Here is a 22,106-nt window from a genome sequence, read left to right as displayed (position 1 = left end):
TGCGCGACGGGCCGGGAATGTGCAACCGTTTACGCACCGTCTCGTGCCGGCGTCCGCTCCGGCACGGACACCGCCCCGTCGAAGGAGATGGCATGACCTCGTCCCGCCCCGCGACCGCGGACTGGACCCTCCACCCCCATCGCGCCCTGCCCGCCGAGCCGGGCCTGCGCGACATCGCCGTGCGGATCTACGAGCAGACCGCCTCCCTCCCGCTGGTGTGCATGCACGGGCACGTCGAGGCCTCCGTCTTCGCCGACGACGAGCCCTTCGCCGACCCGGCCCAGCTGCTCATCGTCCCCGACCACTACGTCACCCGCATGATGGCCTCGCAGGGCATCCCCCTCGAATCCCTGGGCGTCCCGCGCCGGGACGGCGGCCCGGTGGAGACCGACTCCCGGAAGATCTTCCGCACCTTCTGCGAGAACTGGCACCTGTACCGCGGCACGCCCTCGCGCTACTGGCTCGAGCACGAGCTGGTCGAGGTCTTCGGCGTCACGGAGCGGCCCAGCGCCGAGAGCGCCGATCGCCTCTACGACCGCATCTCCGAGTGCGTGGCCGATCCGTCCTTCCGGCCGCGCGCCCTGCTGGACCGCTTCAACATCGAGATCATCTCCACCACCGACCCGGCCTCCTCGGACCTCTCCGTCCACGGCCGGATCGCCGAGGACGGCCTCGGCGAGCGCGTCGTGCCGACCTTCCGCCCCGACGGGGTCCTGCAGCTGGAGCGCCCGACGTGGCGCGAGGAGATCGCGACGCTGGCGGAGGTCTCCGGCATCGACACGAGCAGCTACGCCGGCTACCTCGACGCGCTGCGGGAGCGCCGTGCCGCCTTCGTCGCGGCGGGCGCCCGCGCGACCGACCACGGCCACCTCTACGCCGACACGCATCCGATGGATCCGGCCGATGCCGCCTCCCTGTACTCCCGCGTGCTGGGCGGCGAGACGCCGACCGCCGCGGAGGCCCGGGCCTTCTCCGCCCACATGCTCCTGGAGATGGCGGGGATGTCCTGCGAGGACGGCCTGGTCATGCAGATCCACCCGGGGGTGCTGCGCGACCACTCGACGCAGGTGTTCGAGCGGCACGGCCAGGACAAGGGCTACGACATCCCGATCGGCGCGGAGTACGCCCGCGCCGTGCGGCCGATGCTCGAGCGCCACGGGCTGGACCCGCGCTTCCGCGTCATCCTCTTCACCATCGACGAGACCGTCTACTCGCGCGAGCTGGCGCCGCTGGCCGGGGCCTACCCCTCGGTGCGCCTCGGCGCGCCGTGGTGGTTCCTCGACTCCCCGGACGGCATGCGCCGCTTCCGCGAGCTGGTCACCGAGACCGCGGGCTTCGCGAACATGTCCGGCTTCGTCGACGACACCCGCGCCTACGCCTCGATCCCGGCCCGCCACGACCTCGCGCGCCGCGTCGACGCCGGCTACCTGGCGCGGCTGGTCGCCGAGCACCGCCTCGAGGAGGACGAGGCGATCGAGACCGCCGTCGACCTGGCCTACCGCCTGCCCCGGCTGTCCTACCCGAAGCCGGTGCCGGCATGACCGGCACGCCGGCCGCCGCGCTGCGGCTGCTGCACGCCGGGGACCACGTCGCGATCGCCCTGCGCGACATCGCTGCGGGCGAGCAGCTCGCCGTGGACGGCCAGGACCTCACGGTCGCGACCGACGTCCCGCGCGGGCACAAGGTCGCCGTCCTCGCGCGCGCGAGCGGCGAGCCCGTGGAGAAGTACGGCCACGTGATCGGCACGGCGACGGCGCCCATCGCCCCGGGCGACCACGTGCACTCCCACAACCTCACCTTCTCCGCGCATGCCGCCACGAGCGCCGCCCAGGCCGGCTCCACCGGCTCCTGGACCCCGCCGGAGCTGCCCGAGCGCCGCACGTTCCTCGGGATCCGGCGGGAGGACGGCCGCGTGGCCACCCGCAACCACATCGCGATCGTCGCCTCCGTGAACTGCTCGGCGACCGTCGTCAAGGCGATCGCCGACCGCATCGAGCGGGCCGGCATCCTGCCGGACACGGTCGACGGCGTGCTGCCGCTGGCCCACGACCTCGGCTGCGGGATGGCCCCCAGCGGCGAGGGCATGGACATCCTGCGCCGCACGATCCTCGGCTACGCGGACCACCCCAACGTGGGCGGCGTGCTCGCGATCGGCCTGGGCTGCGAGGTCAACCAGATGGAGCAGCTGTTCGCGGAGTTCGAGACCGGGCCGCATCGGCCCGCGCGCGACCTGCCCCTGGTGCGGATGACCATCCAGGACTCCGGCGGCACCCGCGCCACCATCGCCAAGGGCATCGAGGCCATCGAGGCCATGCTCCCCCGGGTCGCCGATGTGCGGCGCGAGGAGGTCCCCGTCTCCGAGCTGGTGCTGGGCCTGAACTGCGGCGGCAGCGACGGCTGGTCGGGGATCACCGCGAACCCCGCGCTGGGCCACGCCTCGGATCTCATCGTCGCCCAGGGCGGCACGAGCGTCCTGGCGGAGACCCCGGAGATCTACGGCGCCGAGGACCTCCTCGTCGAGCGCGCCACGGACCCCCGGGTGGCCCAGGATCTGCTGGACGTGATCGCCTGGTGGGAGAAGTACACCGAGTCCACCGGCGCGAGCATGGACAACAACCCCTCCCCCGGCAACAAGGAGGGCGGCATCACGACCATCCTCGAGAAGTCCCTCGGCGCGGTCGCCAAGGGCGGTCACGCACCGCTGGCCGCGGTGTACCGCTACGCGGAGAAGATCGACACCCGCGGGTTCGGCTTCATGGACACCCCGGGCTACGACCCGGTGTCCGTGACGGGCCTGGTCGCCGGGGGCGCGAACCTCGTCTGCTTCACCACGGGCCGCGGCTCCGCGCTGGGCAGCCGTCCGGCGCCGACCCTCAAGGTCGCCACGAACTCGGACCTGTACCGCCGGATGGGCGACGACATGGACATCGACGCCGGCGAGATGGTCGAGCACGACGTCTCGATCGAGGAGAAGGGCCTGGAGATCTACCACGCCCTGCTCGACCTCGCCTCCGGGACGCAGTCCGCGAGCGAGGAGCTGGGCTACGGGCTCGAGGAGTTCATCCCCTGGCACATCGGCGCCGTCATGTGACGGTGCCTCCGCAGCGGGCCGCAGGGCCCCGAGGACGGGAGCAGCATCCATGGAGCACCAGGAGAGAGCCCTCGCGGCCTATGTCGAGCAGGTCGCCGAGGATCCGGCGACCCTCGGCGTCGTGCTCGTCGGCTCGCTGGCCCGCGGCACCGAGCGCGAGGACTCCGATGTCGACGTCTACCTGATCGTCGACGCGGCGCGGTTCGCGCAGCTGGGCCGCGAGGACCGCTGGGCATGGACCGACCGGGTGGGAGAGGACTATCCGGGCTCCTACGTCGACGTGAAGGCGGCGAGCCCGGACTACCTGCGCACGGCGGCGGCGTCCGGGGACGATCCCACGCGCGCCTCGTTCCTGGGCGCCCGGGTCGCCTTCTCGCGCCGCGAGGAGCTCCCCGCACTGGTCGCCGCGATCCCCCGCCTGTCCGAGGACGCCTGGGCCGGCCGGGTGCGCTCGCATCTGGCACAGGCCCACCTGCACGGCGGCTACTTCCTGCGCCAGGCCGAGCAGCGCGGGGACCCGTTCCTGCTGCAGCATGCGGGCACGCACCTGGCCCTCGCCGCAGCGCGCGCCGCTCTCGCCGCGGACCGCCGCCTGATGCCCGGGGCGAAGTACATCCACCGCCTCGTCCGGGAGGTCCCGAGCCCCGACGGGTTCGTCGAGGCCTGGGACCGGCTCCTGGCCGGCCCGTCCATCGGGACCGCCGGCCGCCTGGTCGAGATCCTCGACGAGTGGCTCGGCCCCGAGGGCGGGATGGGCGTCGACGAGTCGCTGTCGGTGTTCATCCGCGACAACGAGCTCGCCTGGCTGCGCGGGACGCTGCCGGCGGAGTACTTCTAGTACCAGCCGCACTCCACCTCTGCGCGTCCGTCGGCCGCCGCGTCGGAGACGTTCCCGCGGGAACGTTCCCCGGCAGAGCAGCCGCGCGCCTCACCCTTCGGACGGCGCCGTCCACGCCTGATAGCCGCCGTCGAGGTGGCGCAGGCGCCCCTCGCGCAGGGCCCAGTCCGGGCGCAGCCGCTCGAGGGCCCGCGCCGAGCGGACCCCGCCCTGGCAGTACAGCACCACGTCGTCGCCGCGGGGCAGGGCCGCGGCGCCGCCGTCGAGCACCTGCTGCAGCGGGACGTTGACCGCGCCGTCGATCGCCCCGGCCGCGAACTCCCACGGCTCGCGCACGTCGACCAGGGTGACCTCCCCGCGCACCGTCCCCTCGGGCCCGGCATCGGCCCGCCCCAGCAGCTCCCGCAGCTGGGCGGCCTGCAGGGTCTCCTCCGGCGACGGCCCGCCGATCCGGCAGGACGGATCGGCGGCGGCCGGGATCTCGACCCGGGTCGCCGGGGCCCGCTCCGGGTCCGGGGCGATGCGCAGGGTGCGGGTGGTGCTGGTGGCCTCGTCCCACAGCAGCAGCCGGCCCACCAGCGGCGACCCCGTCCCCGTGATCAGCTGGATCACCTGCGTGGACATGATGGTGCCGAGCAGGCCCGGCAGGGTCCCCAGCACCCCGGCCTCGGCGCAGGAGGGCGCCTCGCCGGGGGCGGGCGGCTCAGGGAACACGTCCCGGTAGTGGGCGCCGCGACCGGGCCAGAACACGCTGACCTGCCCGTGCCCGCGCAGGATCGCGCCCCAGACCACGGGGACGCCGGTGATCTCGCTGGCATCGGCCACGACGTAGCGGGTGGCGAAGTTGTCGGTGCCGTCCAGCACCACGTCGTAGCCGCGCATCAGCTCCACGACGGTGTCCGGGCCCACGCGTTCGCGGTGGATCCGCACGGCCACCTCGGGGTTGATCCGGGCGACGGCCGCGGCGGCGGAGTCGGCCTTGGGCCGGCCGAGGGCGTCCATGCCGTGCACGACCTGCCGGTGCAGGTTGGTGACGTCCACCAGGTCGTCGTCGACGATCCCGAGGGTGCCGATGCCGGCGCCGGCGAGGTACTGCAGCGCCGGCGACCCGAGCCCTCCGGCGCCGACGACCAGCACGGAGGCGGCGCGCAGGCGGCGCTGCCCCAGGGTGCCGATCTGGGCGAGGGTGATCTGGCGGCGGTAGCGGGCGATCTGCTCGGGTGTCAGCTCCGGGCCGGGCTCGACCAGCGGCGGCAGCTCCGCTCCGTCGGCGCTCACAGGGACTCCGCCTCGCGGCTGGTGCCGGCGGTCTCGATGATCCCCTCGAAGCTCGAGGAGGCCAGCGCCAGCTGCCGCCGCGGGATCCGCCCCGCGCGGGAGGCCTCGCGCCCGCCGCGGACGGCGAGGTCCATCGCACGGGCCATCGCCTCCGGGTCCTGCGCCCGGGTGACGGCGCTGGCGACGAGCACCGCGGAGCAGCCCAGCTCCATGGCCTGCGCGGCCTCGCTCGCGGTGCCGATCCCGGCGTCCAGCACCACCGGCACCCCGGCGCGCGCGGTGATCAGGGCGATGTTGTGCGGGTTGAGGATCCCCAGCCCCGTGCCGATCGGAGAGCCCAGCGGCATCACGGCGGCGGCGCCCGCCTCCTCCAGCTGGCGGGCGAGGACCGGGTCGTCGGTCGTGTACGGCAGCACGGTGAATCCGCGGCGCACCAGCTCCTCCGTCGCCTCGAGCAGCTGCACGCCGTCGGGCAGGAGGGTGTCCTCATCGGCGATGACCTCGAGCTTGACCCAGTCGGTCTCGAGGGCCTCCCGCGCGAGCTCCGCGGTGAGGACGGCGTCGCGGGTGCTGTAGCAGCCGGCGGTGTTCGGCAGCGCCATGATGCCCAGGCGCTGCAGCAGGGCGAACACCGAGGTGCCGGCATCGGCGGAGAAGCGGCGCATGGCGACGGTGGTCAGCTCGGTGCCGGAGGCGATCAGCGCCCGCTCGAGCGCGGCGAGGTCGGTGGCGCCGCCGGTGCCCATGATGAGGCGGGATCCGAGGGTCCTCCCGGCGATGACCAGCGGGTCCGCGGCGGCTCCCGGCTGCGCGGGGGCGGTGGTCGAGGGCGCGGCGGCGGGGGCGGCGGTCGCCGGGGTGGGGGTGTCGGTGGTGGTCATGCTCAGCCTCCTTGGACGGCGGTGACGAATTCGCAGCGGGCGTCGGCGGCGAGCGCCGTGGCGGCCCAGCGGCTGCGGGGGACGACGGTGTCGTCCAGCGCGACGGCGACGCCGAGCGCGCGGCCGTCCAGGGCGCGGCCGTCCTCGCCGACGGGGTGGCCGATGCGGTCGGCGACCAGGTCGCGGACGGTCCAGCCGGCCGGGACCTCGGCGGGCTCGCCGTTGATGGTCACGGGGATCATGCGGGCTCCTTCGTGAAGCGCTCGGGGCGGACGGCCGCGGGCAGGGACGCGTCACGGCCGTCGATGATGTCGGCGGTGCGCTCGGCCGCCCAGGCCGAGAGCAGGATGCCGTGGCGGTGGTAGCCGGTGGAGACGATCACCTGCTCGTGGCCGGGGACGGGACCCAGCAGCGGCAGGTCGTCGGGAGTTCCGGGGCGGTCGCGGGCGGTGACCTCGACCAGCTCCGTCTCTCGGATCGAGGGGAGGATCTCGGCGCTGTCCTGGATCAGCTGCAGCACCCCGCCGGTCGAGGGGCCCTGCAGCGTGTCCTCCCGGCTGGTGGCGCCGAGGACGATCCCGCCGCCGTCGCGCGGCACGCAGTACACGGCACGGCCGCGGACGATCGCCCGGACGGTGCCGGTCAGCAGATGCTCCTCCCCCGGCATGAGCAGGGACGAGGGGACGCGCAGGCGGAGGATGTCGCCGCGCACGGGACGCAGCGCGAGGTCGAGCTGCTGATGCGGGCCCGCGATCGCCGGCGCCCCGAGCCCGGCGGCCAGGACGATGCGGTCGGCGGGGACGGCGTCCAGGCCCGGGACGGCGCCGATGCGCAGGCGCACCCCGTGGGCCTCGAGGGCCGCGACCACGGTGCGGGCCAGGGTGCGCGGGTCGACCTGGTGGTCGCTGCCGATGCGCACGGCGCCGGCGATGCCGCGGGCCAGCGCCGGCTCGAGGCGGCGCGCCTCGCGGGGCAGCAGCTCCTGCACCTCGGCTCCGGCGCGGCGCTGCAGGACGGCCAGGTCGTGCAGGGCCGCGAGGTCGGCGTGGTCGCGGCCGACGACCAGGGTCGGGTCATCCCGGTATCCGGCGGATCGCGCCGTCGCCGGCCGGGAGAACTCGCGCGTCAGCTCGGGAAGCCGGGCGGCGAGGCGCCGATGGGCGAGGGCCGCCTCGCGCATGATCCCCCACAGCGGCCCCTGGCCGACCTGCACCTCGGCGGCGGGGGCGAGCATGCCCGCGGCGGCGTGGGTGGCGCCCTCGGCCACCCCGGTGGAGCGGACCTCGACCTCGTGGCCGCGACGGCGCAGCTCGAGCGCGGTGAGCAGACCGACGATCCCCGCGCCGATGACGACGACATGCACGTGTGCGATTCCTCCTGACGGCGGCATGACCCGCATCCAGTCGTAGTGGTCGGCGCCTGACGCCCTCTCAGCCCGTTCCTCCGGGCTCCCACGGAACGTCCGCGAGTGTACCTGTGGGACGCTATGACCATGAGTGCTGACCAGCTGACGGGCGCGGAGCCCCAGGACATGCCGGGGGTCCCGGCCCCGGGCACGGAGGAGCCCGCCCCGAGCACGGCGCAGTCCGGCGCGGGGACGGAGGAGCCCGGCGCGATCACGGCGCAGTCCGGCGCGGCGGCGACGGCGGCGGCCCGGCGACGGGCGGTCTCGCCGGAGGGCGCCCGGCGTCGCGGCCGGCTGACCCGCGCCCGGCTGTACGTGTGCGTGGACCTCTCGCGCGGCCTCGAGGAGCTGCTCGCCTTCGCCGAGGCCGCCTTCCGCGGCGGTGTGGACATCCTGCAGGTGCGCGACAAGTCCGCGGAGGCGCGCGCCGAGGTGGAGGCCCTGCGGGCCCTGCGCCCGATCGCGGACCGTTTCGGGGCGCTGCTGGCGGCCAACGACCGGGCCGATGTCGCGGTGCTCGCGGGCGTCGACGTGCTCCACCTCGGGCAGGGCGACCTGACCACGGCCGATGCCCGATCCCTCGTGGGTCCCGACGTGCTCATCGGCCGCTCCACGCGCACCGAGGAGCAGATGCGGCAGGCGCACGACGACCCGGGGATCGACTACTTCTGCACGGGGCCCGTCTGGGAGACGCCCACCAAGCCGGGCCGCGCCGCGGTGGGCCTGGCGCTGCCGCGCGCCGCGGCCGAGCACCGCGACGCCGCCGCGCATCCGACGCCGTTCTTCGCGATCGGCGGCGTGGACCTGGACCGGGTGCCCGAGGTGCTCTCCACCGGCGCCGACCGCATCGTGGTGGTCCGCGCCGTCACCGAGGCCGAGGATCCGGAGGCCGCGGCCCGGGCGCTGCGCGCGGCCGTCACCGGGGCCTGACCCGGACTGCGGGGCTCAGCGCTCCCGCAGGCGGCGGGCCATGCGGTCCATGCTGGCGTGGGCCTCGGCCAGCCCCACCTTGTTGAGATGCCCGTGCGGGACGCCGCGGCTGAGCGCGAGCTCGACCTCGACCCCGGCGGCCTCGAGCTGCTGGGCATAGGCGCGACCGCTGGGGCGCAGCCCGTCGAACTCGGCGACGTCGATCAGCGTCGGCGGCAGATGGTCGTGCCGCGCCGCGAGGGCCGGGAACTCGTAGCCGGTCGCCTCGCTGCGGGGACGGCCGGTGTAGGTCTCCCCCATCACCGCGACGGACTCGGCGGGGAACCCGCCCAGCGGGGCGCAGGCCGCCAGCGCCGCGGCCTCCTCCGCATCCGGGGCCGGCATCTCGATGTGCGCGACGGGGTACATGAGGAAGGACTGCCACGGCGGCGCGCCCTCGGCGGCCAGGCGCAGGCTGAGGCAGGCGGCGAGGTCGCCGCCGGCGCTCGCCCCGCCCACGGCGATCCGTGCCGGGTCCGCCCCCAGCTCCGCGGCGTGCTCGCGCACCCAGGTGAAGGCGGCGTGCACGTCGTCCAGCGGGATCGGCGCGTGGATGCCCGTCTCCCCGTCGAGGTTCGGGGCGGGCCTGCCCGAGGGCTCGTCGCACAGGCGGTAGAACACGGAGACGACCACGGCGTCGGCGCGCCCGGCCACGCCCCGGGAGACCTCGTGGGCCTCGGGCATGTCGAGGTCTCCGTGCTGGAAGCCGCCGCCGTGGATCCACACCAGCGCCGGGCGGGCCGGGGCGGATCCGGCGTCGGCCGCCTCGACCGCGCCCCCGGAGGGGCGCGGGGCGTAGATCCGCACCGGCACCCGGCCGTGCGGTCCGGGCAGGTCGCGGTCGACGATGTCGAGGTCCCAGCTCTCCGGCGCGCCGAAGGGCGCGCGCCAGGCGGCCTCGGCCTCGGGCGACAGGGAGTCCTCGGGGCCGAGGACCTCGAGCAGGTGGGCGCGGGCGGCGAGCTGCGGCGCCCAGGCGGCGTCGGCGGCAGGGGACATGAGAGGGCTCCCGGGGTCGAGGGGGCGGTCAGGTCAGGACGGGCCCGGCCGCGTCAGGGAGAGTCGCGGCCGGACCGGGGAAGGTCGGGCAGGAAGGTCGGTCAGGGAAGGTCGCGGACGGTGATGCGGAAGGCACGGGTCAGCGGCTGCTCGGCGGTGGTGGTGACCGGGCTGTCCCAGGCGATCGCCGATCCCAGGCCGGGGTACCCGGCCACGCGCACGAACCACGGGTCGTCGTGCTCGTCGAGGTGCTCGATCCGCACCGCGAAGCGTCCGCCGGTGGCGGCCGTGCCGCACAGCTCCACCCACGGGGCACGGGCGCCGTGGACGGCGTCCTCCCCGGTGAGACGGCCGCCGTCGGGGCCGGGGACGGCGACGGTCGCCTCGGCCAGCGGGGCCAGGCGCAGGAACAGGCCGCCGTATCCGCCGCCCTCGCGGCCGTGGCTGCCGGGGCTGCCCAGCTCCATGGCCTCCGCGCTCACGGGGCGCAGCTGCGAGGTCAGCTCCACGCTCCAGCCGCCCTCGACGGGCGCGAAGACGTGGGTGCGGGTCTCCTCGAGCTCCACGCGTGGTCCGGGCCCGTCCGAGGGAGCGGAGCCGCCGGAGGCATCGGCCGCAGAGACATCGGCAGCGGAGGCATCGGCCGCGGGCTCCGGGCCCCGCCAGCGCAGGCGCTGCGTCCAGGCGGTGCCGTCGGCCGAGGTCTCCTCGAAGGCCTCATGGGCGATGGTGCCGTGGTCCTCGCGCCAGATGTACCCGGCGCCCTCGACGTAGGTGCGCCCGCCCCAGAAGTTGACGTCCGCGACGTCCTGGATCACCACGCCCAGGCCGTTGTGCCAGTCGTGGTCGGCCGGGTGGGCGTCCGTGATCACGGTCCCGCCGAGGGTGCGCAGCGGGTGCAGGTAGGGGCGCGGGCTCGACCGCGGGATGATGTCGCTGCCGTCCACGAGCACGGCGATCTCGGACCCGGCGATCTCCTGGGTGCGCAGCACCCGGCGCGGGGACCAGCGGTGCACGGCCGAGGCGTCGCCCCAGGGGGCGCCGACCTCCGCGAACGGAGCACCGGAGTCGAGAGCCGCGGTCATCCACGCCTCGACGTCCTCGACCACCGGATGGGCCGCCGGCCCCTCCCCCACCCAGGTCACGTGCTCGGGGCCGATGGGCGTGGGATCCGGGACGGACTGGGTCGCATCGAGCACCGCGGTGAACGCGCTGGTGGACTCCAGCGGGCACAGCAGCGGGACGGAGGCGTCCCGCACGTGGCGCAGAAGGTTCTCGACCAGGGAGATCCGCTCGTAGTCCTCGCGGCGGGCGGCGGCGCCGATGTCCGCGGCCGCGACCCCGGCGGGCACGATCTGCGAGGGCACGACCTGCGCGGGGCCGATCTCGGCGCGGTCGGCGGTGTAGTACAGGCGGGCGCGGCCGCGCTCGGCGACGACCTCGACCCACGGGTCGGACTGGTCGGGGGCGGTGGTCACCAGAGCGCAGTGCACGGGCGGCAGGTCCGCCTGCGCCGGCAGGATGCCCAGGTAGGTGGTGTCGTCCGCCTCGATGTCGTGGGCGCGGCGCAGCTCGGTGGTGACCTCGGCGATCTGGTCGGCGCGATCGATCCCCGCGACGGTGAGCGCGGCGTGGACGCCGTGGGCCAGCGGGTTCGTGGCCACGCCGTCGGCCACCCGCTCCCCGCCCAGGCGCCGCAGGCCGGCCCAGCGGCTGCGGGAGTAGTAGGCGCGGTCGCGCTGCCAGGCGCCGTAGGCGGTCACCCGCAGCACCCGCCCCAGCTCGCCGCCGCGCACGATGCGGCGCAGGCGGTCGATGCCGCCGCCCCCGCGGGCCTGGAAGCCGACCTGCACGGAGCGCCCGGCCTCGCGGGCGGCGCGCAGCAGCTGCCAGTGCTCGGCCAGGGAGCGCACCGGCGGCTTCTCCAGCAGCACGTGGCAGCCGGCCGCGAGCGCCTCGAGGGCCATCGCCATGTGGGTGGTGATCGGGGTGGCGATGATGACGACCTCGGGGGCCCGCTCGCCGGGCAGCTGCTCGAGCAGCTCGCCGAGGGTGAGGAACCACGGGGCGGTGACATCGGCCTCCGGCTCGGCGACGTCCACGACGCCGACCAGCTCGGCCAGCCCCTCGGAGATCTGCTTCTGCAGGCCCTGGAAGTGGACGCGCCCGAAGCCGCGGGTGCCGACCAGCGCGACGCGCACGGCGCTCATGCGCGGGCGCCGTCGGACTCGAGGGCCTGCCGCGAGGCTCCCTCCGGCGCGGCCGTCGCGCCCGCCGAGCGCTCCGCGGCCGCGGCGGCGGCCGCACGCAGGTCGATGCCGAGGAAGTCGGTGACCTCCACCGGCCCGCCCGTGGCCAGGGACTCGTTCCCGCAGATGCCGACGGAGATGGCGCGCAGCCCGTCGGTCCAGTCGGCGGCGCGGCCCAGCGGGTCGTGCTGCCGGCCGCGGAAGACCTCGGCCAGCATGAGCGCGTCGCCGCCGCCGTGGCTGCCCTCGCCCTGGACGATCTCGACCTCCTCGGCGGCCTCGAAGTGGCGCTGGACGATGAGCCGCTCGCCCTCGGCGCGCACCTGCGCACCGGTCTCCACGCGCACGGCGCTGGGGTCGACGACCTTGCTGCCGTCGTCGGTGGGGATCACCTCGGCGCGCTCGACGACCTCGAGCTCGGCGCGGCCCTCGGTGCCGTTGACGTGGACGCGGTAGCCCTCCCAGGGGCTGTGGGCGTTCAGCGCGTAGGTGAGCACCGCACGGCTGTCGAAGTCGACGATCGCGGTGAGGTTGTCCTCGGTGGTGATCCCCGCGCCGAACACGGACTGGTCGCGGCGGTAGCCGTCGTGCTGCTCCTGCTCGAGGTACAGCGCCCGCAGGCGCTCGTCCCCGCGCAGGTCCAGCTCGAAGGGGGTGTGCTCGCCGTCGTGGGTGCCGCGTTCGGCCCCGAGCTCCTGGCCGCGCTCGCGGGCGTTGTCCTCGCCGTAGAAGCGCAGGCCGCCCCGGGCGTACACGCGGGAGGGGACGGCGTCCAGCCACCAGGAGGCGAGGTCGAAATGATGGCTGGCCTTGTGGATGAACAGGCCGCCGCTGTTGGTCTTGTCCCGGTGCCAGCGGCGGAAGTAGTCCGCCCCGTGGGAGGTGTCCAGCACCCACTCGAAGACCATGGAGACGGGGGTGCCGATCCGCCCCGAGGCGATCACCTCGCGCAGCGCGCTGTTGCGCGGGCTGTAGCGGTAGTTGAAGGTCACCACGACCTCGCGCCCCGTGCGCCGCGCCGCCTCCTCGATGGCGCGGGCGCTCGGGGCGTCGATGGTCAGCGGCTTCTCGACCACGACGTCGGCCCCGGCCTCGAGGGCCCGCACCACGTGCTCGGCGTGGCAGCGGTCGATCGAGGTCACGATCACCCGGTCCACCCGCTGCTCGCGGATCACGTCCTCGAGATCCTCGGGGGCGGCGAGGACCGCGTCCTGGAACGCCGCGTGCTGGTCACGGTGCCAGGCGGCGCGCCCGGGGTTGATGTCGATGAGAGCCACCAGGTCGGCGACCTCGGCGTGGTCGCCGGCGATGGCGTTCATGTACATCTGGGCGCGGTGTCCGGTGCCGATCACGGCATAGCGGGTGGTCATGAGGGGAATCCTTCCGGGGATCCGAGGTCGGGACGGGGTCACTTGATGCCGGTGGTGGCGAAGCCCTTGACGAGGAACCTCTGGCCCACCAGGAACACGAGGAACAGCGGGACCAGCGAGAGGATCGACATCGCGAACATCGCGCCCCAGTTCGAGGTGCCCTGCGAGTCCAGGAACGACTGCAGCGCCAGCGGCACCGTGAAGTTCTCGGGCGTGGTCAGGTAGATGAGGGAGCCGAAGAAGTCGTTCCACATCCACATGAAGGTGAAGATCGTCGTCGTCGCGAGCGCCGGGAGCATGAGCGGCAGGATCACCTGGAAGAAGATCCGGAAATGGCCGCAGCCGTCGATGCGCGCCGCCTCATCGAGCTCGCGGGGGATGCCGCGGATGAACTGCACCATGAGGAACACGAAGAACGCGTCGGTCGCGAGGAACTTCGGCAGGACCAGCGGGACCAGGGTGTTCACCCAGCCGGTCTGGGAGAACATGATGTACTGCGGCACGATCACGACGTGGATCGGCAGCATGAGCGTCATGAGCATGATGGCGAACGCGATGTTCCGGCCCCAGAACCGCAGCCGCGCGAAGGCGTAGGCGGTCAGCGAGCAGGCCACCAGGTTGCCGATCACGCAGCCCAGCACCAGCAGCGTCGAGTTGATGAGGTAGTGCGAGAAGGGCTGCGCCAGCGCGTTCCAGCCGTCGACGTAGTTGGAGACGTCGAAGCTCAGCGGGAGCAGCGAGGGATTGCGGAAGATCTCGTCGTTGGGCCGCAGGGAGGAGACGATCATCCACAGCAGCGGATAGATCATGACCAGGCTGACCGCGATCATCACGATGTGCTTGATCACCGAGCGCGTCGGATTCGTGCGGCGCACCCGCAGGGCGGGAGCGGCGGCCGGGGCGGGGGCGGTGGCGGTGGAATCAGTCATCGTAGAACACCCAGAACTTGGAGACGAAGAAGTTGATCGCGGTGAAGATCGCGACGATGGCCAGCAGCAGCCACGCCATCGCCGAGGCGTAGCCCATGTCGAACTGGGTGAAGCCCTTCTGGTACAGGTACAGGGTGTAGAAGAGCGTGGAGTCCGAGGGCCCGCCCGTCCCGCCCGAGACCACGAACGCCTGGGTGAACGACTGGAACGCGTTGATGACCTGGAGCACCACGTTGAAGAAGATGATCGGGGTCAGCAGCGGGATCGTGATGTGGAAGAACTGGTGGAGCTTCGAGGCGCCGTCCACCCCGGCCGCCTCGTAGTACATCTGCGGGATCTGCCGCAGCCCCGCCAGGAAGATGATCATCGGCGAGCCGAACGTCCACACGTGCAGCAGGATGATCGTGCCCAGCGCCGTGTCCGGGTTGGAGACCCAGCCGGGCAGGTTCGTGAAGCCGATCGCCTCCAGCAGCTGGTTGACCAGGCCGCCGGCGCCGAACATCTGCCGCCACAGGATCGAGATGGCGACCGATCCGCCCAGCAGCGAGGGCAGGTAGAACACCGAGCGGTAGAAGGACAGGCCCTTCATGCCCTGGTTCAGCAGCACCGCCAGCAGCAGCGCCACGATGAGCTGCAGCGGCGTCCCCACGAGCACGTAGATGAACGTGACCGCGAGGGACTTGTGCAGCCGGGTGTCGCCGATCATCTCCTTGTAGTTGTCCAGCCCGGTGAACTCCGGCGGGGCGATCAGGCTGTAGTCGGTGAAGGAGAGCACGAACGAGGCGATCATCGGCAGGATGGTGATGACCAGCAGGCCGATCAGCCACGGCGCCATGAACGCCAGGCCGGCCCGGTTGTCCGGGTGCTTCTCCTTCGGACCGCCCGCGGAGCGGCGCTTGGCCAGGGAGGCGAGCTCGCCCACGGCGCTCATGCGATCCCTCCCGGGGGCGGGGTGCTGATGATGGTCATGATGCTCCTCGGTCGATGGGGGTCTGCGCGATGCCGGCCGCTCAGGCCAGCGCCGCGTTCAGCTCGTCGACCAGCCGCTGGCCGCCGGCGGCGGCATCGATGGTCCCGAACAGCAGGTCCTCGCTGACGCGGGTGAGGATCGCCTCGAACTCGCCGCCGCCCTGCGGGGTGATGGCCGGCGGCTCGCCCAGCTCGGACTCGACGGAGTCGAGGTACTCCACGGCCATGACGTTGGCCGCGTCGAGCTCCGGCGTGATCGCCTCGCGCACGTCGAGGTTGCCGGGCACGCCGCGCTCGACGGAGAGGATCTTGCCGGCGTCGGGCGAGTTCACGAGGAAGTCCACGAACTTCACCGCGGCCTCGGGATCGGCGGTCTTCGCCGAGACCGACCAGTACATCGAGGCCTTGTACCAGAGCTGGACGTCCTTGGAGCTGCCGGTCATCGACGGCGGGCGCAGCACCTTCACCCCGCCGGGGACCAGCGCGTCATGGGCGACGACCTGGTTGGACCAGACCATCGTGATGCCGATCTTGCCGGTGGCGAACAGGGACTGGTCCATGGACTTGGAGGCGTCCTCCACGGAGACGGAGGCGTCGGGGCAGGCCTTGGTGTCCTGGAGCGACTTGCCCCACTCCAGGAACTGGGTGGCGGCCGCGGCGTCGAAGCCGACGCCCTCGGCGTTGTACTGGTCCTGGCCCAGCTGGCGCACGTAGAGCTGGAAGACGCCCTGCACGCCGCCCATCTGGGACATGCCGTAGGTGCCGTCGGGGGTGGCCTCGGTGATCTGCGCGGCCAGCTGCGCCATCGACTCCCAGGTCCACGTGGAGTCGTCGGGCAGCTCGACGCCCGCCTCCTCGAAGACGGCGGGGTTCACGATGATGGACACGGCGTTCAGCCCCGCGTTGATGGCCATCAGCCCCTTGTCGGGGACCTCGCCCACCTCGACGGTGCCCGGGGCGAACTTGCTGGTGTCCAGGCCGGCCTCGGCGAGGTCCAGCAGGGCGCCGCGCTGCCCGTACTCGGAGAGGTACTTCTCGTCCATCTGGATGATGTCGGGCATGTCGCCGCCGGCGGTCTGGGTGGCGAGCTTGTCCCAGTAGCCGCTCCACTCCCCCGGCTCGGCCGAGATCGTCACGGAGTCGTCCACGCTCTTGTACGCCTCGATGACGTTGGCGGTGTTCTCGTTGCGCGTCGGGTTGCCCCACCAGGCGAAGCGGAGCGTGCCCGAGCCGCCGTCGGATCCGCCGCTGCCGCCGGAGCCCGAGTTGGGCCCGCAGGCGGCGAGGGCGACGAGGGCGGGGGCTGCGGCCCCGAGGGCGATGGTCTGGCGCCTGGTGAACATGAGATCTCCTCTGATCTGCCGGCTCGGCCCGGAAGCACGAGCTCGTGGTGTCGGACGGCGGGGGTCCCGCGCGGTGCCGGGCGACGACTTCGGCGCATCCGGCTACCTGACGGAACGGAACCACATGTGGGGAGGAAACTCCCGCATGGTGATCGGATCGTGATGAAAGGTTTCATATCGGGCGTCCGACGCCGGGCCGGTCGCCGCGTCCCCGCCGGGGGAGACGGGGCGGAGCAGTGCTCCGAGGGACCAGGAAAGCGCTTGACGGGTCGCTTGTCAACCTCCACACTGGACTCACCCACTCCGGGCCGCCGCTGCCCCGGACCCGACGGAGGCCGATGATGACCACTCGACGCACTGCTCTCGCCCTGCTCGCCGCCGCAGGCGCCCTTCCCGCCCTCGCCGCCTGCGGGCCCAACGCCGGCTCGGGCGGGGACGGCGGCGGCGGCGCCGTGCGCATCTACTGGTGGGGCGGCGATCTGCGCAACTCGATGACGAACGAGGCGCTGGACCTGTTCTCCCAGTCCCACGCGGACATCCCGGTCTCCCCCGAGTACTCCGAATGGACCGGCTACTGGGACAAGCTCGCCACCCAGACCGCCGGCGGTGCCATGCCCGACCTGCTGCAGATGGACGAGTCGTACATCGACTCCTACGGCACCCGCTCCACGCTGCTGGACCTCGAGACGGTCTCCGACCAGCTCGACCTCAGCGCGATGGACGCCGCGGTGCTGGACACCGGTCGTCTGGCCGACGGCACCCTGGTGGGCGCCCCGCTGGGCATCGGCATCTTCGCCGTCGGCGCGAACACCGCGATCCTCGAGAAGGCCGGGATCCCCCTGCCCGATGACACGACCTGGACCTGGGACGAGTTCCTCGCCCTGTCCCAGCAGGTCACCGACTGGGCCAAGGGCGCCGGCGAGGACGTCTACGGCTTCGACTTCTTCGGCCGCGGCGCCGCCGAGCTGGGCGCCTGGGCCCGCCAGAGCGGGGAGCAGCTGTTCCCCCGCGAGGGCGAGTCGCCGCTGACCGCGCAGACCGTCACCGAGTTCCTCGAGTACTCCGCGAAGCTCGTCGAGGTCGGCGCCGTGCCTGCGGTCTCCGAGCAGGTCGAGGACGGGGCCGCCGGCGTCGAGCAGGGCCGCTTCGGCAACAACCGCGCCGCCTTCCATCTCCAGTTCCACTCCCAGGTGCAGACCTTCATGGCCTCCTCCGGCTCGCCGATGACGCTGCTGCGCCTTCCCGCGCGCACCAGCGGCGACCACCAGATGGTCAACAAGGCCTCCATGTACTGGTCGATCAGCGCGAAGTCCGCGAGCCCCGAGAATGCCGCGACCCTGATGGACTTCCTCCTGCGCGATCTCGAGTGCGCGAAGATCCTCCGCCTCGAGCGCGGCGTGACCTCGTTCCCGGAGGTCCAGGACTCCCTCGAGTCCGTGCTCGACGAGAGCGAGATGATCGTCCTGGACTTCGCCCGCGACATGCAGGCCGAGGTGGTCCCCCCGCCGATGGTCACCCCCGCCTCGGGCGTGTCCTTCGGCGACGAGTTCACCCGCATGGCCGAGGAGGCGCTCTTCGGCACGCGCCCCGCGGCGGAGGTCGCCGAGGAGATCGTCGCCAGCCTGGAGGGCATGCAGCCGAAGGCCTGAGCGTCCCTCCCTCCCCCGACCGGCCCTCCCCCGACCGCGCGCCCGCACCTCAGGAGCCCCCGTGTCCCGTCGCCGCCCTGTCCCGCTCCCGCGCCGCAGCGCCCTCGCCCTGGGCGCGGCGGCCCCGGCCCTGGCGACCCTCGCCGCCTGCAACCCGAACCGCTCGGCGGGCCGGGACGCCGAGGCTCCGCTGCGCTTCTCCTGGTGGGGCAACCCCGAGCGCGCCGCCACCACGCAGGAGGTCATCGATCTCTTCGAGCAGCGCCACCCCGGGATCACCATCTCCCCGGAGCCCGGGGACATCGCCGGCTACTTCGACCGGCTGGCCACCACCGCCGCGGCCGGGGACGAGCCGGACGTCATCACCATGGGCGGCGCCTACCCCGCCGAGTACGCCGCCCGCGACGTCCTGCTGGACCTGTCCACCGTCTCGGACACGCTCGACCTGTCCACCATGGACGAGGCCGCCCGCCGCAACGGCCAGGTGGGCGGCACCCCGTTCGGCGTCACCACCGGCATCAACGCCCTGGCGATGGTGATGGACCCCGCCGTGATCGAGGCGGCCGGGCTCGAGGCCCCCGACGACACCGCCTGGACGTGGGACGAGTTCGTGGCGCTGTGCCAGGCCATCACCGAGGCCACCGAGGACGGCACCTTCGGCACCGGCACCACCCTCAGCCACGACTCCCTGGACCTGTGGGCGCGCCAGCACGGGGAGATCCTCTACACCGAGGACGGCGCCCTGGGCCTGACGGTCCCCACCGTGCAGTCCTTCCTCGAGTTCTCGAAGTCCCTCGTGGACACCGGCGCCGGGCCCGCGGCGGACGTCCTGGTCGAGCTCACCGACGTCGGCCCCGAGCAGACCCTCATCGGCCGAGGACGGGCCGCCTTCATGCTGACCTGGTCGAGCTCGCTGACCGCGCTGGCCACCGCCTCGGGAGCGGACCTGCAGCTGGTGCGGATCCCCGGGGAGTCCGCCCGGCCGGGGGTCTGGCTGCAGTCCTCGCAGCTGTACACGATCTCCGCGCGCACCGCCTCCCCCGAGAACGCCGCCGCCTTCGTGGACTTCCTGGTCAACGACCCCGACGCCGGACGGCTGATCCTCACCGACCGCGGCGTCCCGGCCGTCGCCGCCGTCCGCGAGGCGATCCTCCCCGAGCTGTCGGAGACCGCCCAGCGGGAGGTCGCCTACATCGACGACCTCTCCACCCTGGACCTCCAGCCCACCTGGGTGGGGCCGGCGGGCTCGACGGCGATCGAGGAGATCACCCCGCGCTACCAGTCCGAGGTGCTCTTCGGCCGCATGTCCCCGGCCGATGCCGCGCAGGGCTGGTTCGACGAGGCCACCGCCGCCGTCTCCGGCTGACCGCGCCCGGGCGGGCGGGGCGGCGACCGGCCGCCCCGGCAGGAGGCGGCCACGCCCCGTTCACCGCGGCGCCACCCGCGGCCGATAGCGTGCGGCCATGTCCCTGGCCGACCTCGCCATCTCGTTGATGGAGGCCCTCGGCGGGCCGGGCATCGCCCTGGTGATCGCCGCCGAAGCGCTCTTCCCCCCGGTGCCCGGGGAGTTCCTGCTGCCCTTCACCGGGGTGACGGCGGCCGCGACCGGGCAGAACGTGCTGGTGCCGATCTTCTGGACGACGCTCGGCTCGGTCCTCGGCGGGCTGCTCGTGTACGGCGCCGGCCGGGCGCTGGGCCTGCGCCGCACCCGGGCGCTGGTCGCGCGGATCCCCCTGCTGGACGCGGCCGACGTCGACACCGCCGTGCGCTTCTTCGACCGCTTCGGCTTCCCCGCGGTGATGCTGGCCCGGTTCGTGCCGATGGTGCGCACCTTCATCTCCGTCCCCGCCGGCATCGAGCGCATGCGCGTGATCAGCTTCGTCGCGGCGACCGGGCTGGGCTCGGGGATCTGGAACGCCGCCTTCGTCCTGGCCGGCTATCTCTTCGGGATCGCGGGCGGCGAGGCCCTGGAGTCCTTCGTGCGCACCTACTCGCTGGTCCTGGCGGTGGTCGGGCTGCTGGGGATCGCCGTGTTCGCGCGCCGCCGGCTGCGCGCACGGCGTAGCGTGAGCAGGGACGCCGCAGGCTGACCGTGCCCGCGGCGCGCCCCGCCGCCTCGACCCGGCCCCGCCGCCCCGACCCGACTCCCCGCCCCGACCCGACGGCCCGGCCCGACCATCGGCCGCCCGCACCCCTGGAGGACCCGCATGCGCGCAGAGCGCCTGACCGATTCCATCTGCTACCACGCCGAAGGGCCGTTCTGGTCCTCGACCTGGGGCGGGCTGCGCTGGGTGGACCTGCTCGCGGGCGACGTGATGTCCCTGCGCGAGGACGGCTCCGCCGAGCGCCGCGCGACGGGCTCGCCCGTGGTCGCGTGCGTGCGGCCCCGCGCCGGCGGCGGCGCCGTGCTCGCGGTCGAGAAGGGCTTCGCCCTCGAGGACCCGGAGGGCGCGGTCACCGTGCTGCCGCCGCTGTGGGACGCGGCGATCCGCATGAACGAGGGCGCCATCGCCCCGGACGGCTCCTTCCTGTGCGGGTCGATGGCCTACGGCGCGACCCCCGGCGCCGCCGCCCTGTGGCGCCTGCACCCCGACGGCCGCACCGAGCCGCTGCTGGAGGACCTCACCATCTCCAACGGGCTGGCGTTCACCGCCGACGGCTCCCGCGCCTACTACGTGGACACCCCCACCGGCCGCGTGGACGTCATGGACTGGGACGACGCCGCGGGCCTGGTCGACCGCCGCCCCTTCGCCGATGTGGCATCGCTGGGCGTGGACGGCCACCCGGACGGCCTCACCCTGGACGCCGCCGGCCACGTCTGGGTGGCCCTGCACTCCGGCAGCGCCGTCATCGGGCTGGACGGCGAGGGCCGTCTCGCCGAGCGCATCGAGGTGGGCGCCCGCCAGGTCACCGCCTGCGCCTTCGGCGGCGAGGACCTGCGCACCCTGTTCATCACCACCAGCCGCGAGGGTCTCGATGCGGACGACGACCCGCAGGCCGGCTCCCTGTTCGCGGCGGTCCCGGGCGTCCAGGGCGCGACGGACGAGCGCGCCTTCGCCGGCTGATGGAGCCCGCGGACGTCGGCCGCTGGTTCTCCACCGCGAGCCCGCTCGCCACCGCCCGCGGCCTGCGCGGGAGGGCCTGGGGCCCGCTGCCCAGCGAGCTCTACGGGCGGCAGAGCCCGCCCGCCGAGCTCGACGCGGCCCTCGAGATCCTGTCCGGCGCCCGGACCTGCGTGCTGAGCGGTGCGGGCATGTCCACCGCCTCCGGCCTGCCGGACTACCGCGGCCGCGACGCGGTGCCGCGCAGCCCCATGACCTACCAGGAGTTCACCGGCTCCGATCTGGCCCGGCGGCGCTACTGGGCGCGCTCGACGGTGGGGTGGACGCGCTTCGCCGCCGCCCGCCCCAACCCCGGGCACGACGCCCTGGCCCGGCTCGGCCCGCTGCTGCCGGTGCACGGCATCATCACCCAGAACGTCGATGACCTGCACCGCCGCGCCGGCTCGTCCCCCGTCGTGGACCTGCACGGCCGGCTGGACGCCGTGCGGTGCCTGGGCTGCGACGCCCTCACCTCGCGCGCAGTCCTGCACGAGCGGCTGCTGGCGATGAACCCGGAGGTCGCCGCCCGGCTGCCGCAGCTGGCGGCCGATGCCGCGAGCGCGCCCGACGGCGATGCCGAGGTCGACCGCACCGACGCCTTCCGCTACCCGCCCTGCGGGCTCTGCGGCGGCGTGCTGAAGCCCGATGTCGTCTTCTTCGGCGAATCGGCCCGCCCGGAGACGGTGCGCCGCGCGATGGCGATCCTCGAGGAGTCCGGCGCGCTACTGGTGCTCGGCTCGAGCCTCACCGCCTGGTCGGGACTGCGCTTCGTGCGTGCCGCCGAGCGGGCCGGGACCCCGGTGGTGATCCTCAACGACGGCCCCACCCGCGGCGACGTCCACGCGCGCCTGCGCCTGCACGGCCGCATCGAGTCGGTCCTGGCCCGCTGGGAGTCCCGCCTCGCCCCGGCCGGCTAGGGCGAGCCCGCCGCGGCCGGCCAGGGCGAGCCCGCCGCGTGCCGCGCCTCCCGGCCGATCCACCCCCGAACACGAACAGTCACCGGGCGATCCATCCGCGGGGCGCGAAGGGTTCGCC

At 73.8% G+C, this 22,106-nt stretch carries 19 protein-coding genes and 1 riboswitch; of the genes, 9 read left to right on the top strand and 10 right to left on the bottom strand.

Annotated elements, in window-relative coordinates:
- Positions 1-92 precede the first annotated feature (92 nt).
- The 3 genes from uxaC to BF93_RS18800 are packed head-to-tail and all read left to right on the top strand — an operon-like array spanning position 93 to position 3,929.
- Entirely contained in the window at positions 93-1,541 is a 1,449-nt protein-coding gene (gene uxaC / locus BF93_RS03240; RefSeq protein WP_038370641.1) for a glucuronate isomerase, read from the top strand.
- Positions 1,538-3,091, top strand: coding sequence for a UxaA family hydrolase (locus BF93_RS03235; RefSeq protein WP_038370640.1), 1,554 nt, complete (start codon positions 1,538-1,540; stop codon positions 3,089-3,091). Before uxaC ends, BF93_RS03235 begins: the two co-directional genes overlap by 4 nt.
- A 49-nt stretch (positions 3,092-3,140) precedes the next feature.
- Positions 3,141-3,929, top strand: coding sequence for a nucleotidyltransferase domain-containing protein (locus tag BF93_RS18800; protein ID WP_051486472.1), 789 nt, complete (start codon positions 3,141-3,143; stop codon positions 3,927-3,929).
- A 90-nt stretch (positions 3,930-4,019) separates the two neighbouring features.
- On the opposite strand, the gene BF93_RS03225 is transcribed toward BF93_RS18800, so the two are convergent.
- The 4 genes from BF93_RS03225 to thiO form a co-directional block, all read right to left on the bottom strand.
- The gene (locus BF93_RS03225; protein WP_038370639.1) at positions 4,020-5,207 is read right to left on the bottom strand and encodes a ThiF family adenylyltransferase; all 1,188 of its coding nucleotides are present in this window, start codon (positions 5,205-5,207) and stop codon (positions 4,020-4,022) included.
- Positions 5,204-5,953 (bottom strand): thiazole synthase, encoded by a 750-nt coding sequence (locus tag BF93_RS03220; protein WP_232226201.1) that lies wholly within the window; start codon positions 5,951-5,953, stop codon positions 5,204-5,206. Before BF93_RS03220 ends, BF93_RS03225 begins: the two co-directional genes overlap by 4 nt.
- A gap of 137 nt (positions 5,954-6,090) precedes the next feature.
- Positions 6,091-6,330, bottom strand: a complete 240-nt coding sequence (gene thiS / locus BF93_RS03215) for a sulfur carrier protein ThiS (RefSeq protein WP_038370637.1) — start codon at positions 6,328-6,330, stop codon at positions 6,091-6,093.
- Positions 6,327-7,451: a glycine oxidase ThiO gene (gene thiO / locus BF93_RS03210; RefSeq protein WP_051486471.1), complete on the bottom strand. Its 1,125-nt coding sequence runs from the start codon at positions 7,449-7,451 to the stop codon at positions 6,327-6,329. The genes thiS and thiO overlap by 4 nt, the downstream gene beginning before the upstream one ends.
- Positions 7,447-7,553: riboswitch (TPP riboswitch) on the bottom strand. Its footprint overlaps the gene before it by 5 nt.
- Positions 7,554-7,580: 27 nt before the next feature.
- Here thiO and thiE point away from each other — a divergent pair.
- Positions 7,581-8,423: a thiamine phosphate synthase gene (gene thiE / locus BF93_RS03205; RefSeq protein WP_332248902.1), complete on the top strand. Its 843-nt coding sequence runs from the start codon at positions 7,581-7,583 to the stop codon at positions 8,421-8,423.
- Between the two features lie 15 nt (positions 8,424-8,438).
- Here the strand turns inward: thiE and BF93_RS03200 are convergent, their stop codons facing one another.
- From BF93_RS03200 to BF93_RS03175, 6 genes are all read right to left on the bottom strand, one after another.
- Positions 8,439-9,461, bottom strand: coding sequence for an alpha/beta hydrolase (locus BF93_RS03200; RefSeq protein WP_038370635.1), 1,023 nt, complete (start codon positions 9,459-9,461; stop codon positions 8,439-8,441).
- A gap of 101 nt (positions 9,462-9,562) precedes the next feature.
- Positions 9,563-11,671, bottom strand: a complete 2,109-nt coding sequence (locus tag BF93_RS19725; RefSeq protein WP_051486470.1) for a DUF6807 family protein — start codon at positions 11,669-11,671, stop codon at positions 9,563-9,565.
- Entirely contained in the window at positions 11,668-13,080 is a 1,413-nt protein-coding gene (locus BF93_RS03190; RefSeq protein ID WP_084148219.1) for a Gfo/Idh/MocA family protein, read from the bottom strand. Before BF93_RS03190 ends, BF93_RS19725 begins: the two co-directional genes overlap by 4 nt.
- A gap of 38 nt (positions 13,081-13,118) precedes the next feature.
- A complete protein-coding gene (locus BF93_RS03185) occupies positions 13,119-14,009 on the bottom strand; it encodes a carbohydrate ABC transporter permease (protein ID WP_038370633.1) in 891 nt (296 codons plus the stop codon).
- Positions 14,002-14,940, bottom strand: coding sequence for a carbohydrate ABC transporter permease (locus tag BF93_RS03180; RefSeq protein ID WP_038370631.1), 939 nt, complete (start codon positions 14,938-14,940; stop codon positions 14,002-14,004). Before BF93_RS03180 ends, BF93_RS03185 begins: the two co-directional genes overlap by 8 nt.
- Positions 14,941-15,019: 79 nt before the next feature.
- Positions 15,020-16,321 carry an ABC transporter substrate-binding protein gene (locus tag BF93_RS03175; RefSeq protein WP_038370629.1) on the bottom strand — a complete coding sequence of 434 codons (1,302 nt, stop codon included), beginning with the start codon at positions 16,319-16,321 and terminating at the stop codon, positions 15,020-15,022.
- Positions 16,322-16,662: 341 nt separating this feature from the next.
- Here BF93_RS03175 and BF93_RS03170 point away from each other — a divergent pair, with 341 nt between their 5' ends.
- The 5 genes from BF93_RS03170 to BF93_RS03150 all read left to right on the top strand — a co-directional run bounded on the left by BF93_RS03170 (position 16,663) and on the right by BF93_RS03150 (position 21,988).
- Positions 16,663-17,970, top strand: a complete 1,308-nt coding sequence (locus BF93_RS03170) for an ABC transporter substrate-binding protein (protein WP_038370995.1) — start codon at positions 16,663-16,665, stop codon at positions 17,968-17,970.
- A gap of 61 nt (positions 17,971-18,031) precedes the next feature.
- Positions 18,032-19,336: an ABC transporter substrate-binding protein gene (locus BF93_RS03165; RefSeq protein WP_038370627.1), complete on the top strand. Its 1,305-nt coding sequence runs from the start codon at positions 18,032-18,034 to the stop codon at positions 19,334-19,336.
- A 97-nt stretch (positions 19,337-19,433) separates the two neighbouring features.
- The gene (locus BF93_RS03160; protein WP_038370625.1) at positions 19,434-20,060 is read left to right on the top strand and encodes a DedA family protein; all 627 of its coding nucleotides are present in this window, start codon (positions 19,434-19,436) and stop codon (positions 20,058-20,060) included.
- 117 nt (positions 20,061-20,177) lie between these two features.
- A complete protein-coding gene (locus tag BF93_RS03155) occupies positions 20,178-21,035 on the top strand; it encodes an SMP-30/gluconolactonase/LRE family protein (protein ID WP_038370623.1) in 858 nt (285 codons plus the stop codon).
- Positions 21,035-21,988 (top strand): Sir2 family NAD-dependent protein deacetylase, encoded by a 954-nt coding sequence (locus BF93_RS03150; protein ID WP_084148218.1) that lies wholly within the window; start codon positions 21,035-21,037, stop codon positions 21,986-21,988. The genes BF93_RS03155 and BF93_RS03150 overlap by 1 nt, the downstream gene beginning before the upstream one ends.
- Positions 21,989-22,106: the final 118 nt, after the last annotated feature.

Source organism: Brachybacterium phenoliresistens (assembly GCF_000576425.1).
Classification (GTDB): domain Bacteria; phylum Actinomycetota; class Actinomycetes; order Actinomycetales; family Dermabacteraceae; genus Brachybacterium; species Brachybacterium phenoliresistens.
The sequence above is the reverse complement of the archived record's forward strand: the minus strand, read 5'-3'. Positions and strand labels throughout refer to the sequence as shown.